This window comes from Paenibacillus sp. FSL R5-0345, assembly GCF_000758585.1.
Classification (GTDB): domain Bacteria; phylum Bacillota; class Bacilli; order Paenibacillales; family Paenibacillaceae; genus Paenibacillus_AQ.
In genome coordinates this window covers 2,838,070-2,853,202 of the sequence record NZ_CP009281.1, presented here as the reverse complement: position 1 = coordinate 2,853,202, position 15,133 = coordinate 2,838,070, and the positions used below count along the sequence as shown (strand labels likewise).

At 42.7% G+C, this 15,133-nt stretch carries 13 protein-coding genes; 1 reads left to right on the top strand and 12 read right to left on the bottom strand.

Annotated features, from left to right (window positions below; translation table 11 throughout):
* Positions 1 to 97 precede the first annotated feature (97 nt).
* The 12 genes from R50345_RS12355 to R50345_RS12300 form a co-directional block, all read right to left on the bottom strand.
* Positions 98 to 1,087, bottom strand: coding sequence for an aldose 1-epimerase (locus R50345_RS12355; RefSeq protein ID WP_042126935.1), 990 nt, complete (start codon positions 1,085 to 1,087; stop codon positions 98 to 100).
* 85 nt (positions 1,088 to 1,172) lie between these two features.
* Positions 1,173 to 1,889, bottom strand: coding sequence for an MgtC/SapB family protein (locus R50345_RS12350; RefSeq protein ID WP_042126933.1), 717 nt, complete (start codon positions 1,887 to 1,889; stop codon positions 1,173 to 1,175).
* A gap of 181 nt (positions 1,890 to 2,070) precedes the next feature.
* Complete coding sequence (locus R50345_RS12345; protein ID WP_042126931.1) at positions 2,071 to 2,862, bottom strand: SDR family oxidoreductase; 792 nt, start codon at positions 2,860 to 2,862, stop codon at positions 2,071 to 2,073.
* A 113-nt stretch (positions 2,863 to 2,975) separates the two neighbouring features.
* Positions 2,976 to 4,088 carry a rhamnogalacturonan acetylesterase gene (locus tag R50345_RS12340; RefSeq protein ID WP_042126929.1) on the bottom strand — a complete coding sequence of 371 codons (1,113 nt, stop codon included), beginning with the start codon at positions 4,086 to 4,088 and terminating at the stop codon, positions 2,976 to 2,978.
* A gap of 30 nt (positions 4,089 to 4,118) precedes the next feature.
* Entirely contained in the window at positions 4,119 to 4,958 is an 840-nt protein-coding gene (locus tag R50345_RS12335) for a carbohydrate ABC transporter permease (RefSeq protein WP_042126927.1), read from the bottom strand.
* A 3-nt stretch (positions 4,959 to 4,961) separates the two neighbouring features.
* Complete coding sequence (locus R50345_RS12330; protein WP_042132108.1) at positions 4,962 to 5,882, bottom strand: carbohydrate ABC transporter permease; 921 nt, start codon at positions 5,880 to 5,882, stop codon at positions 4,962 to 4,964.
* A 143-nt stretch (positions 5,883 to 6,025) separates the two neighbouring features.
* Positions 6,026 to 7,363, bottom strand: coding sequence for an extracellular solute-binding protein (locus R50345_RS12325; protein WP_042126925.1), 1,338 nt, complete (start codon positions 7,361 to 7,363; stop codon positions 6,026 to 6,028).
* A gap of 120 nt (positions 7,364 to 7,483) precedes the next feature.
* Positions 7,484 to 9,052, bottom strand: a complete 1,569-nt coding sequence (locus tag R50345_RS12320; protein ID WP_042126923.1) for a response regulator transcription factor — start codon at positions 9,050 to 9,052, stop codon at positions 7,484 to 7,486.
* Positions 9,045 to 10,820: a sensor histidine kinase gene (locus tag R50345_RS12315; RefSeq protein ID WP_081389742.1), complete on the bottom strand. Its 1,776-nt coding sequence runs from the start codon at positions 10,818 to 10,820 to the stop codon at positions 9,045 to 9,047. Before R50345_RS12315 ends, R50345_RS12320 begins: the two co-directional genes overlap by 8 nt.
* Before the next feature lie 182 nt (positions 10,821 to 11,002).
* Complete coding sequence (locus R50345_RS12310; RefSeq protein WP_042126919.1) at positions 11,003 to 11,797, bottom strand: ABC transporter ATP-binding protein; 795 nt, start codon at positions 11,795 to 11,797, stop codon at positions 11,003 to 11,005.
* The gene (locus tag R50345_RS12305; protein WP_042126916.1) at positions 11,790 to 12,713 is read right to left on the bottom strand and encodes an ABC transporter permease; all 924 of its coding nucleotides are present in this window, start codon (positions 12,711 to 12,713) and stop codon (positions 11,790 to 11,792) included. The genes R50345_RS12310 and R50345_RS12305 overlap by 8 nt, the downstream gene beginning before the upstream one ends.
* A gap of 61 nt (positions 12,714 to 12,774) precedes the next feature.
* Positions 12,775 to 13,845 carry an ABC transporter substrate-binding protein gene (locus tag R50345_RS12300; protein WP_042126915.1) on the bottom strand — a complete coding sequence of 357 codons (1,071 nt, stop codon included), beginning with the start codon at positions 13,843 to 13,845 and terminating at the stop codon, positions 12,775 to 12,777.
* 324 nt (positions 13,846 to 14,169) lie between these two features.
* Here R50345_RS12300 and R50345_RS12295 point away from each other — a divergent pair, with 324 nt between their 5' ends.
* Complete coding sequence (locus tag R50345_RS12295) at positions 14,170 to 15,105, top strand: C40 family peptidase (RefSeq protein ID WP_042126914.1); 936 nt, start codon at positions 14,170 to 14,172, stop codon at positions 15,103 to 15,105.
* The last annotated feature ends 28 nt before the right edge of the window (positions 15,106 to 15,133 follow it).

Here is a 15,133-nt window from a genome sequence, read left to right as displayed (position 1 = left end):
GTCCAGCTCCTAATTCAAAGGTTAAAGGGCAGTCTATTCGTAGAAAACTACGATTAGACTGCCCTTTCTTTATCACATCTGATGATTCACGATTATCCTATTTCACATACAGACGACTGCTTTCTTCCCAATATTCGCCTGGTTTGAGGCTGAACAAGCCGATCTCATCTGCTGGCAGATCTACCATTGGCGCATTCACCAGGTTGATTTGCGGTTCAGGGCAGAAGAACTGTTCAGAAGCACCATTATTCCAGATCATCCACTGCTTGTACGAAGTCCCTACATCATAAACTAAAGTTACACCAGCTTTGCTGTCCGTAAGCTCCATCCGGTTACGCCCGTTCTGAGCAACAGCCGTGTAATGGTTGTCCATCGAAGCAAAATAAGGATTCACACCTTCATCACGAAGCTGAGTTTCTCCCGGCTCCAGCTCTTGGAATTTACCAGTCGGAAGCATACGGTCATTCAGTTCCCAGCGATTACCGATGGTAGCTTTTACAAGATAATCTTGTGGAGTGCTACCCGGTGCGAATGGTGCATTAATTGCGGTATGGAATGCCAGCAAGCAAGGCATCACATCATCACCATCATTGTGCACTTGCACCTGTTGAGATAAGCCACCTTCACCAAGGGTATAACGTAGTTTCATTGTGTATTTAAACGGCAAATATTGATAAGAAGGATGATTCTCATCCACTTTGATGAATACGGTTACGAAGCTTTCCGTCTTCCCGCTACCAAACTCTTCCACTTCCCAAGCTGCCGTATGTAAAAATCCGTGTAAATGGTTGCCCGTTGCGACTTCATTTACTGGGAGTTGATAAGTTTGACCATTCCATGGAAATTTACCATCTTCATAACGATTCGGAGGAAATAATACAGGAATACCATGGATGCCTGGACTTGCCTTGAAGGCTTCCATTTCCTCTGCGCCCGGTTCATGCAAGAACCGGTAACCGTTTTCGGTATCTCGGAAACAGATCAAATTGCCGCCGATACCTGGTAGTATAGCTGCCTCATAACGGCCAGCTTTCAACCAGATGGCTGCTTCTCCTTCATATTGCCCTTCATATGCTGTGATAGACATAATAATGTGTTCTCCCTTCCAGTGTCTGATAATTGTCTCTACTTGATAGATTACCACATCTGGTCATGACGTGACATGTCCTTTTTTACAGCTGTTCCACTTCAACGCTCATGACATGATCAATTTTCTTCACATCATAATAGATCTCTGTTGCATAATCTTTATCCGGTGCTGAAATCACCATATCGATCATTTGTCTTCCATCTTCCAAATCCTTAATTTTCATTCTGCGGATTGCCCGAGATGGACTTCTAGTACTTCGTTGAGTACTAACTTGAGGCCGCTCGATTTTTTGGATCACTTCAGTAAGCACAAAATTGGCTTCCATGATGATTCTAACCGAAACTTCGTGCTTATTAAGTACTTCAGGACCAATGGAGCGAATTAAATGAGGAACCAAATTCACCGCAAACATCAGAAGAATAACCGCATAGGCTGCTTCAATATAGAAGCCTGCGCCCACAGCTATACCAATTCCAGAAGCTGTCCAGATAAGTGCTGCCGAAGTGAGACCTGATATCGCATCTCCGCCTCTTCGTAATATAACACCAGCACCCAAGAACCCTATCCCACTGACAATCTGTGCAGCCAGTCGCATCGGATCCATATTCGGATGCTCTGGTCCTGCAAACTTATCAAAGGCATGAATAGACACTACTGTTACAAGACAAGAGGCGATGCTTATGACCATACTGGTCCGAATCCCCAGCGGTTTCTGCTTGATCTGTCGGTCAATCCCGATGAACAGCCCGAACAGCATGGCCACTAATAGCTTAATTAATGATTCAATATGAAAATCCATCGTTTATTCTCCTTTCCCAGAGATACTCCATTATAACGGAAAACAGAGATAATGATTAGCTTTATTTTACATCAAAAAAACGGCATTCTTATCCTCAATGTATATGCGCTCAAGATCAATTTGATCCCGCATAACAAAGAGGATAGAATCCGTTTTAATGGAAGAGATGATTTACGAAAATTTAACCATGGAGCAACGATTCTGCACCGTCACAATAGATCTCAGTTCCTGTAATATGATCTGAATCCTCGGATGCCAGAAATAGTGCCAGCTTTGCAACTTGATCAGGACGCCCAGGTCCTTCCTCCAGCGGTTGATCCCCCTCTGGAAATTCAACAGGGATCTTTACCTCTTTGAGATCTTCAGATGGAAAAGTGTTGTCATCTATATTGGTTTTTATAGCCCCGGGACAGATCGCATTTACGCGAATTTGAAATTGTGCCAGCTCTAATGCTGCCATTTTCATAAAAGCAACCTGGCCTGCCTTTGTCGTACTGTATGCGGAAAAACCGACGTTGGAAAATACACGGTTTCCGTTAATGGAGCTGTTAATCAGGATGCTGCCCCCGCTATCTTTTAGATGCGGTATCGCATATTTAACAGTCGCGAAGGTTCCACGCAAATTAATATGAATGGTCTGATCCCAAGATTCAATATCCATCGTTTCAATGGGCGTCATGGCTCCATTGATCCCTGCGTTAGCAAAAACAATATCAAGACGCCCCCATTTCGCGGCAGCCTTGTTTATTGCTGCTTCCACTTGCGGGGGTTCAGCAACGTCGCATTCTATTACGAGGGCTTCTCCGCCTTCTTTCTCAACTTGTTTTCTAACCTTTTCTGCGTTCTCAACCGTTCTATCTAGTAATACAACTTTGGCCCCGTTTCGGGCGAACTCAAGCACGGTCGCTCGTCCAATACCGGAACCTCCTCCTGTTACAATTGCTACCTTGCCTTCCAGCTTCTTATCTGCCATGTCTAAATATCCTCCTTCTTGTCATGCAAGCCTTACAGTTAAGTTCTTTCCCTAACCTTAACCTCGCATACTGAAGTTGAATCGACAGATATTTACTTTTCCCAAGGGCGTGTCTATTCTCCATGCCGAAGATGAATCATGAGATCATTTAATCCGGCTTCACGAATACCTTCAATAATGAGTTCAGCTAGAAGTCTTGCACCTAGAATCTGAAAATGCGTGTTGTCCTGTACGCCAACTGGATGCAAGATATATTCTCCGGGATAGCTCCACATGAACAAATCCTTCGTTCCTTCCACTCCATAGGTTTCAAAAAGCTTACGACTCTTCTCTGCCAAATCGATCAGAGGGATCTGCTCAGTCTCTGAGAGCTCCCGCATAGCTACTAAATAATCCCCATGGGTGTCTACGATTGCTTCATTAATATCAAATCTCCGCCTATGTACAGCGGTCACCAATACTGGGTAGGCTCCCGCTTCCCTAGCAACTGTAATCATCCTTAGTAAATACTCTTTATATGTAGTAAAGGGGTCGGTGTGTCTTAGATCATCACCCTTAGAATCGTTATGTCCAAATTGAATGAACATATAATCTCTAGGTCTGATAGCTGCGGCAAGATTATCCAAATGCCCTTCCTCAATAAAGCTCTTGGAGCTATGTCCAGAAATAGCCCGATTATCCACAACAAGTCCTGCTTTGAAGCAGCGTGGCAGTAACTGCCCCCAGCCAGCATAAGGATAACCCGCTTCTCCTTGATCGGTTACCGTAGAATCACCGGCCAAATATAAGACGAGTGGTTCGTTATCAGGCTCAATGTCCATTGCATTTATTCGAGGTGCAGCACCCGAGAACGTGAGCTTTAGCTGACCACCCATGATTCGCATCGCAAATGATTCTCGTACATATTGACCTGCCGGGACGTTTAAAGTATCTAATACGTACTTACCATCACCTGCTCGAATTACTGTACTGGTATCTGCTAAAGCGTCACCGAGTAACAAAGAAATGCGGTAAATCCCATCAGGAATATCCAATAGGAGGACAGCTCTCTGCGGAATGCAGAAATCACTTCGTAATGTATCCGTTCCTCCTCTGGAACGTCCGAATACTGTCGAGTCTGAAGTAAACCCAAATCTCGTCTCCGGAGAGTACCTTGTATCCGGCCGAATTTTGGTGTAGCCAGGCTCTGTATCTTTAATCCCAAAGTCAAAATGATAGCTATCCAAATTCAGCCGCACCTTTCTTCATTAGAGATATTATCCTTTCAAACCACTGGTGCTGATTCCTTCAACAATCTGCTTTTGGAAGATAAAGAAAATAATCATGACAGGTGCCAAGCTAAGAACGGACATAGCGAACATAGGTCCCCAGTTGGACACGGACTCACTGTCGAGGAACATTTTTAGTCCCATAGAAACTGTATATTTAGATGGAGAGTTCAGGTACAACACTGGCCCAAGCAGGTCTTCCCAGCGCCAATAGAAGGAAAAAATCGCTGCAGTAGCCATAGATGGACGGATGAGTGGGAGAATGATTCTGAAGTATAGACCAAATTTCCCGCAACCATCAATCGTAGCCGCTTCGTCAAGTTCAACAGGAATTGTCCGAATAAACTGCAGCATTAGGAAAATAAAGAACGGAACTCCGAAGAACTGTGGAACCACGATCGGCTTGATACTATCGAGCCATTCCAATTTTGCATAAATAATATATTGCGGGACAAGCACTACATCTGAAGGAAGCATAAGTGTCATCATCATGATACCGAACCATAATCCATGCCCTACAAACTTATTACGTGCAAATCCGAAGGCTACCAGTGAAGAAGAAACCACCGCTCCTAGAGTGGCTACAACGACGATAATTAATGAATTCTTTATAAAGACACCAAAGGAGTATCCTGCAATCCCTTCCCAGCCTTTAGCATAATTCCCCCATACCCAAGGATCGGGAAGAAGCTGCTGAGCGGTAACAAATACAAGCCGGCTCTCTTTAAAAGAGCTCATGATCATCCACAAAATCGGATACAGCATAATGATAGCGAGGCCACCGATAAGAATATGATACAGCGGCCATTTCAGTTTCATTTTCGCCATGGATTATTTTCCTCCTTCCGATTCGTAGAAGACCCACGATTTGGATGTCTTGAACAAAATTCCGGTCATGATGCCAACTAGCAACAACATTACCCACGCCATAGCCGAAGCATAACCCATGTTATTAAACATAAAGGCCTGACGGAATAGATATAGAGAATACAACATCGTACCGTCCATTGGTCCGCCTTCACCTTTAGAGATAATATAAGCTGGAACAAAGGTCATAAATGCACTGATCGTCTGCATGACTAGATTGAACAGAATAACTGAGCTTAGGAGGGGCATTGTAATCTTAAAAAACTTTCTGAAAAAACCTGCTCCATCTACACTAGCTGCCTCGTACATTTCACCAGGAATATTTTTTAGACCTGCCAGAAAAATCAACATGGATGAACCAAACTGCCACACGGATAAGGTGATCAACATAATAAGCGCAGCGCTCGGATTACCGAACCAGCTTACTGGACCAAGGCCGAAAAAACCGAGCATGCCATTAATAATTCCAGTATCACTAAAAATATTACGCCACATGATGGATACCGCCACACTGCCACCTATAATAGAAGGTAAATAATAAGTTGTACGATAGGCTCCGATCATACGCGATTTTGTATTTAGAATCATAGCCACAAATAATGCAAAGGTGAGCCGTAAAGGCACACCAATAAATACATAAAGCAGCGTCACCTTAAGTGAATGTAAATATTTCGGGTCATTCGAGAACATTTTGATGTAGTTATCAAATCCGATCCATTTAGGTGGAGCGAATAAATTATATTTAGTAAAAGAAAGATAAAGAGAAATGATCATCGGAATCAGTGTGAAGCAAAGAAAACCAATGACGAACGGACTGATGAAGGCATATCCTGTAAGGTTGCTTCGCAAACTCCGGCCTGTTAGCTTCTTTTTCTTAAAAGCCAGCGGATTCGAAGGAAGGGGATTCGTGGATGCCAAGGGTCTCCAACTCCTTTTTATGTGAATAATAAGGGAAACGGGCTGCCGCCTAACTAAATGGCATGCCGTTTCCCATGTTAGACGCAGTATAGTTATCTGTTACTTTACTACTACCGGCTGGAGAGAATGGCGTTCGCTTCTTTTCGGAACTGCGCTGCTGCAGCTGCTGGGTCAATTTTGCCGAAGTTCATTTGTTCAGCAAGGTCTGTAAGGAGTGCTACCACCTCTGGCGATCCCACTGGCGGACTCATTGGAGAAGTTGTAGGCTCCATGTCAGCAACGAACTTGAATACTTGTTTACCAGAATCCGTTAATTGTGAAGAAACAGATTCCTTAATCTTACTTGAAATTGGCACACCACGTTCACCTTTGATCAGGTTATTGGCTTCAGGATCATTAATCCAGAAATCAACAAACTTCGCTGCTTCTTCCTTCACTTTGGAATTAGAAGTAACCGACCAGTACATACTAGGCTGCATGTAAAGACCTTTTTCCATATCTGGACCAGGCATTTGTGCCAGTGCCATAGGACGATTTACAGCGATTTGCAAAGCAACATATTGGTTCGACCATTGCCATACACCGATACCTGTGCCTTTAACAATATCCGACTCTTCGATAACGCCTTTGTTTTGGCTCAGTTTATCTTGGGTTGGAACCGCACCATCTTTAATTAAACCAGACAGCATTCCGAAAAAGTCAGTGAATAAAGCATCGTCCTCATATCCAAGCGCTGAACCATCATTGTTATATAACGCCAGCCCTTTTGTGCGAAGATAATAGTTGAAGAATACGTCAGCTGCCATGGAACCGTCGATGTATAGTCCAGCCGATTTAGCTTTCGCAGCGATTTCTTTGTATTGATCCCAAGTCCAGTTCCCTGGAATAGAATCCACTCCTGCCTTCTTTAGCAATTCTGGATCATATTGAAAACCAAGTACGTTAACACCTAGTGGAATTCCATATTGCTTCTCATTGATCACCCCGGTACTAAGTACGTTCTCATTCACATCGCCGACTTGTATCTGAGAGTTCAAATAAGGCTTCAAATCTTCGAGCTGTCCGTTAGATCCATATTGATTAATATAAGAAATATCCATTTGAACGATATCAGGAAGTCTATTTGCTGCTGCTTGCGGAGCAAGTTTTTTCCAGTAATCATCAAAGGACGCATATTCTGGTTCAATCGTTACATTCGGGTATTTGGCTTCATACATATCAATCACTTGTTGTGTATAGGAATGTCGTGTATCTCCACCCCACCAAGCAATACGCAGGGTTACAGGTTCTGCTGAGGTCGTAGCTGCAGGCTTCGTTTCCGAAGGAGCATTTGTAGCTGAGTCCGTAGCGGCAGCGCTGTTATTGTTGTTACCTCCACCACAACCCGCTAATATAGATGACAGCAACAATGGTACGGCTAGTAAAGCGAATCTCTTTTTCAAATTCATGTCCCCTTTTCCTATAATAGTGTAAAGGCTCTGATCCCTTTAGGTAGCGCTTTCATGGTTAAATTTTCTCAAATATTTAGTGATTTATGAATACAAAAAACCGTCTTGTTTGTTCAATAATCAGTTCCCTTGTGAGGGTTTCATAAATTCAGTGGGTGTCTGCCCAGTTACTTTTTTGAACACTTGACTGAAATACTGTGCATTCCCACCAAAGCCGAACATTTCAGCGAGTTCAAATACTCTTACATCACCACTATGCAAAATGTGTTCCGATGCTTTAGTAATCCGGTAATTGGTAACGTAATTAGAGAACTTCTCCCCAGTGATTTTCTTAAATATTTTTCCAAGATAATCAGGATTCATATATAACATCTCAGCAGCGACTGAGCTAAGTGACAGCTCCGCATTCTTGTAATCATCCGCAATAATTTTGAACATTTTATCTACGATTAAGGATTGGCGACAGCGGAAATGACGATCGTACATCGCTGTCAGACGAACCGCCGCATCTTTTACATAGGCTTTAAGGCCACCTAAGGTCCTGATCTCCGCTAATTCTGCCATACTTGAAGTAAAGTTATTTCTTTCTTCAGGGACGGCTAACCTTATCATCGCAGAATACAATTGCAAAACATAAGATCGCGTTACATTTATATCCACACGCTGTTCAGCAAGCAGGTTAAATAAGCGCTCTAATTCTAACTCTACTGCACTTTGTTCGCCCGCCTTAATCAGCAGACAGATTTGCTCTTCGTCTAGTTCGATATCATTTCTTCCGCTTAGTTCATCACTAGGTAGATCACTACCTGTGATCAGACCTCCCTCTTCCATATAAAAACAGTGGTTAATGTACTGCAGGGTCTGACGATACAATCGCCGTGAATGTATCATGAAGTCCGCGTCACTAATCGCAATGGTTACATCCACTTTGTAAAACTTGTAGAACATTTTCCTTACTTCTGAAATTCGCTCAAGCATTGTATTATTCAGCGCGGTCTCTCCTTCGACTTCCATTAGGATCAGAATAAATCCGCCGATCCTTGTACTAAGTAGCGTTTCTTGAAGCATATCCTGTGCAATATTTTGCAAAGCAAAAAGTTGTTCATATTCATAAGAACCTTCCAGTCTGAACAAGATCAAACGCACCATTTTGTCATTTAATTCGATGCCTAGCAGCTCCTGATAGTACTCAAGATCTTGACTTCCGTATGTTTTGTTAGAGATCCATTCCTTCAAAAATTGTTCCTTCACATGGGGTAGAACTTTGGTAAACCGTTGTTTCATGTCATTTACAAAATCTGTCCGGCCCTTTAGTTCATCGAGCTCTGCTACCAGTTCAATTAGTGCATCATGAATTTGATTTTCGTTGCAAGGCTTTAGCAAGTAATGTTTAACGCCGTGCTGCATAGCGATACAGGCGTAGTCAAAATCTTTATACCCCGTCAACATAACGAACTTCAAATCAGGAAATCGTTCACTACATTTCTGTACCAAGCCTAATCCATCCAAACCGGGCATAGAAATATCAGTGATCACTATGTCAGGACGAAGCTCCTCTATTTTCTCCAAGGCTTCTATCCCGTTTCGCGCCGTACCCACCAGCTCAGTTCCTGCCTGTGCCCAGTCTACTACCTGCGATATGCCTTCTAGTATCAACCGTTCATCATCAACCAGCAGTAACTTATACATTCTCTAGCACTCCTTTTAAATAGGGTATACGTACATGTATTATCGTTCCTTGGCCTGGCTCACTTTCAATCACTGTACCCCATTCTGAACCAAACACGATTTGAATACGCTCTGCGATGTTCGCTAACCCGATCCCTTCGCCACGTGTCTTGACTCTACCCTGCTGCAAATCTTTGATGAACTCCGCACTCATTCCCGGCCCATTATCACTAACACGAATATCAAGTCCATGCTCCTCCTCACTCACGGTTATAGAAATAGTACAGGGTTCAATATTAGGTTCTAATGCATATCGGATCGCATTCTCGATCAATGGTTGGAGTGTCAGCTTCGGGATTAAAGCGTCATGTAAATGCTCAGGAAAATCCATCCGGAAATCAAGTCTATCGTCAAACCGTGTTTTTTGGATAATGACATAATTACGCACGATAGTAAGCTCTTTTTCAATCGTAATCAAAGGGTCTTTAAGACCGATCGAACTGCGGAACAAGTACCCAAGAGCCTCAACCATTTCAGAGATTTTCGCTTGCTTGTTCATCTTCGCTAACCAATTGATCGATTCAAGGGTATTGTATAAAAAATGCGGATTAATCTGTGCCTGCAGCGCTTTAAGCTCGGTCTCTCTAATAATGAGCTGCTTCGCGTAATTCTCATCGATGAGTTCTCTAATTCTGCGGATCATCATTTTAAAGGTACGGTTAAGCTGACTTACCTCGTCCTGCGCAGTTTGCGAAACTACACCTAGAGATTGTTCCTCCAGATTATCCAGATCTCCCTTTTCGATTTGTTTCATTTTTTTGGTCAGCTTTGAAATCGGACGTACAATACTTCGAGCTAATCGATAACCTAAGAGCAGTCCAATTAATAGTATGAGCGCGAAAATGATGACGACCAGTTTTTTAACAAAAGTAATATGTTTGAACATCTCATTGAATGGGGTCGCATTGATATACATCCATTCCATATAAGATGATTTAGTCTTCGTGATAAAATAAGTTCCTTCTTCATACTTGGCTGTCCGATAGAGCTCAGAACGTTCCGTTTCCTCTTTAAGCTCCGTTGGCAGTAATATTGGAGCTTGAGGATAAACCGCCTGCCCTGACATCGCATCAACAACAATCAACTGATCGCCATCCGAAGTATTACTTGTGCTATCGGCTATAATGCGATCAATTCGAATACGGATAACTAACGTCCCTAGATCGGCCAGCGTAAAGGTTGACCCTGTATAAGATTTAATCTGCCGAACAGCCAAGAGTGAATTTTTATTTCCTTGGGGATACCACACTATGCTACCCCCAGCTTCCTTAGCCAGAGGTTTTAATTGATCCTGAAGATCCTGTGATACACCCTCACGATTTCCTGCGGTCATAGCACCGCCATTCGTATCCAACAGCATCATAGAATAGACATATTTCTCAGCTCCTGCAAAGGCAACTAACCTGTTAATGATCTTGTTATGTAGAACCTGTCTTTCATACGGCTGAGGATCATCCTGCAACTGACGAAGGCATTCCTGTATTTGCTCATCAGAGACCACGTTAAAAGAAAGTTGTTCCAACTCTCTTAAAGTACTTTCTATACTGATCGATGACATCCCCAGCACTTCGGATGCCTTTTCATAGATTTGCTTGTCATAAATTCGATAAACATACTGCAGGACGGTTAAAGAGAATAGAAAGGACAACAGCAGTAAAAAGGAAATGATCAATATCATTTTATTAAAAATACCCGAACTTCTGTAAGCGCTGACATTTTTCCAAAACATAAGCATCCTCCAATTCACTCCAAACCCTTATTATGGGAAGTAATATTTATCATCACTCTATCCTATCATAAATGATATTGAAGCATTTGGGAAAAACTGCAACAAAAAGGACTTAAAGTGAAATCCAAAGTCAGACTTCACTTTAAGCCCTTATCATGAGCCTATGTCACATTTACAAAAGACTAACCAAGCACCATTCGATCATCTGCCAGTTTATGACCACTGATGGCCTCAAATTCTCCCAGTAAGCGTTCTACCGTAAGATCCTGTTTGCGTGTTTCGTCAATATCAAGGATAATACGTCCCTTATCCATCATGATAAGACGATTCCCAAGGCGAATTGCCTGCTCCATGTTATGGGTAACCATAAGTGTAGTCAGCTTCATCTCGCGGACGATTGACTCTGTCAGTTTAGTTATCAGCTCCGCACGTGACGGATCAAGTGCAGCTGTATGTTCATCTAGTAGCAAAATCTGCGGTTGGGTGAAGGTTGCCATTAGCAAACTCAACGCTTGTCTTTCCCCGCCAGATAATAACCCCACCTTAGCCCGTAGACGGTTTTCCAATCCGATCCCGAGCCGGCTTAACTCCTCGCGAAACTTCGCCCGTCTCACTGTATTTACACCGAAGGATAATCCTCTGTTCTTTCCTCTTTTATATGCCATCGCTAAATTCTCTTCAATCGTCATCCGTGGAGCCGTACCTGCCATAGGGTCCTGGAAGACCCGTCCGATCCAGCGACTGCGCTGATACTCTGCTAAATGGCTTATAGAATTCCCTTCAATGCTAACTGAACCGAGATCCGGCTTCATTACACCAGAAATGATATTCATCAGTGTAGATTTACCTGCGCCGTTGCTGCCAATAATGGTGACAAAATCGCCGGGGCGAAGCTCCAAATCAATACCGAGCAGCGCAATCTTCTCATCCGGAGTGCCAGGATTGAACAGCTTAGATACGTTATCAAGCTTAAGCATCGATAGTGCCTCCTCTCTTGCTGCTAAGCGCTTGTTCAGCTAATTCCACTGAACGCTTGCGCGCTAAATTCTTCTGCTTCAAGAAACGCTGAATCGATGGGAATACAAGTGCGAAAATAACGATAATTGCTGTGATCAGTTTAAGATCCGAAGGTCTCAACCAAGGAACATACAAAGCAAGTGCAACTACGATTCGGTAAACAATAGATCCCAGAACAACTGCCAAAGTTGCACGGAATACATTTCCAGCCCCGAAAATAGCTTCACCTATGATTACCGAAGCTAAGCCGATAACAATCATCCCTATGCCCATTGAGGAATCCGCAAAAGTAGAATACTGAGTAATCAGCGCACCCGAGAGTGCCACCATTCCATTAGATAGACTGACACCGAGAATGGTTGTATTATCCGTGTTTACACCCAGACTGCGGATCATTCTTGCATTATCTCCGGTAGCCCTCAAAGCAAGCCCAAGATCTGTACGCAAGAATAAATCCATTAGGATTTTCACAAATAAAACAACAAAAGGAAGAACAAGAAGTGGATTAATGGACGAGAACAACGTAGTATCACCCATAAGTGACCAGTTAGGCTTACCGCCAAATATTCGCAAATTAATGGAATAAAGTGCAATCATCATTAGAATCCCGGATAACAATCCATTAATCTTGCCTTTCGTATGTAGTAGACCCGTACACATTCCTGCCAACATCCCACCAGCAATAGCAGCGAGTGTGGCCAACCACGGTGCATAGCCATTAGTAATCATAACAGCGGCAATGGCACCGCCTGTAGTAAAGCTACCATCCACAGTCAAATCAGGAAAATCCAAAATGCGAAAAGTAATATATACCCCTAAAGCCATAAATGCGTAAAGCAGACCCATTTCCACGGCCCCAAGCATTGAATCATACATAGAAGTTTTCCTCCTTCAAGCGGCAAGGGGCGTCCTTACGGAATCGCCCCAATATAATGTCTTATTGAATAATATTGTTAGCTTGATCGGCTACTTCTGCTTTCATTGCATCTGTTACTTCTATGCCTTGTGCAGCAGCAGCTTTGAGGTTTAGGATAAGATCGAGTTTTTCTTGCATTGTAACTTTCATATCTCCTGGTTTTTTACCATTTTTCAGAATATCCACTGCCATTTGTCCAACTTGGTAACCATGATCGAAGTATTTGAAGCCCACGGTAGCAAATGCGCCTTTTTCAACGGTATCTCGATCACTGGAGAAGAACGGAATTTTCTTATCATTAGCCGTTTGAATAATGGTATCCACAGCACTCACTACAGTGTTATCCAAAGTGATGTAGAATGCATCTACACGACCAGCAAGTGACTCAGCAGCTTGCTTAACTTCAGAAGTATTCGTGATAGCTGCCTTCACAAGTTCAATACCATGTTTATCCAGCTCTTTCTTGGCAATATCCGCCATAATTACAGCATTCGGTTCACCTTCATTGATAACAATGCCGAGCTTCTTCACATTAGGAAATTGAGTAGCGATGAATTGCATTAATCTATTGATAGCTTCAGGATTCGTATCAGATACACCAGAGACATTGCCACCAGGATGCTCAAGATCAGTAACGATTTTTGCATCGATAGGATCAGTCACCGCTGCGAACAGAATCGGAGTATCCTTACTTGATTTGCTAAGCGCTTGAACAACGGATTGAGCGGAAGGTGTCGCAATCGCCAATACCAAATCATTCGTGTCTGCGGCAATCTTTTGAGCAATTGACAAGTTATTCGCTTGGTCAGCTTGAGCATTCTCAAGATCAACCTTCAAGTTCTCTCCTTCAACAAGTCCTGCATCCTTCAAAGCAGCGAGAATTCCTTCGCGTGTAGCATCAAGTGACGGATGTTCTACATATTGCGAAATTGCGATTTTGTAAGTTTTAGAATCTGCGGTTCCAGCATTTGTTGACTTATTTCCGGTGTTTGTTGCATTGCCTGAGTCTACTGCAGCATTATTGTTACCACAGCCAGCAGCTACCAGCATGAAGCATAAGCTTAAACCCGCCAAAATGTTTCTCTTTTTCATTAAAGTACCCCATTTCATTAGATTATTAACGCGTGCATCAAAGTGAGCGACTCAGCATTATCACTTTTATTGATAAAAGCATTAAAGCATAAGCTTACACGTACCTCACAATAATGATAGAAATCTATTAAACCTATATTATATGGAGGTTGTTTATCCGTCAATCACTTATCCAACTTCCATAGATTACAAATTTCATAGCGCATTACTCACCAATATAGGAAGGACTTGGTTGTGTCTTACAGTGATTGCCTTGAGCCGCATTACATAAAAAAAAGTCCCCTGCACAAACTTAACCTACAGTTTGAATATGGAGCGTGTCATATGCCTGGTAACCACAAAAAAATACTGTCCACTGCTACTGTATTGCTTGCTGTTGTTTTATCAAGTACTGCGTGTAGTTACTCATCACAATCACAAAAACCCAAGATAAACGCTGTAACACCTGATGGCATGCAAGCCTCTAGTTATTATGAAAAGTCCTCCATCACAGATGCTCAAGGAAAGTACTGGATTCCACTCAAACCTGCAATTGCTTCACTCGGATATCGAATGAAAGATGATGCTACTCATGGAGGATACACCAAGATTGGCTACAGTGATGTTATGTATATGCTACGTCCTGGCTCTACTCAGGTCTTCTCCTTAGGTGAAAAAATCACGCTACCGCAGGCACCTAGACGACAAGAAGGACAAATCTATATCACACCTTTAGCATTATCTAAATTTCTTCAAACAGAAGTGGGTTGGAATCCACAGTCTGGGGAAATCAACATTGCCACACCGACCGATCATGAAAGTATTATAAAATCACCATCTGCTAAAACAAAGAATGGATCTAAACCCATTCGCATCCAAAGTATTTCTGAAGCTGACAAGAAGGAATTAGTTTCTTTTGCCAAAAAATTTTTGGGTGTGCCTTATGAATTCGGCACCGGACCTTATGAAGAAACCAAGAAATTTGATTGCTCTTCTTTTACAAGGCATGTATTCAAAAAATTCGGAGTAAACTTACCACGCCTAGCCAAGGATCAAGATAATTTAGGTAATCGCGTTCAACGCAGTGCACTAGATGTGGGCGATCTGATCTTCTTCACTGTCCCAGGTCGCTTTGAAAGTGACGCTATCCCTGGACATGTCGGTATTTACATTGGGGATGGGAAATTCATTCACACATGGGGAGATCCCGGGGTTCAGATCAGTGAGCTCGACTCAGGGTATTGGAGCAACGTAATCCTGCATATGCAGCGCATTCTGTAATCCGCATTTACAGTCAAAAGGCCACATA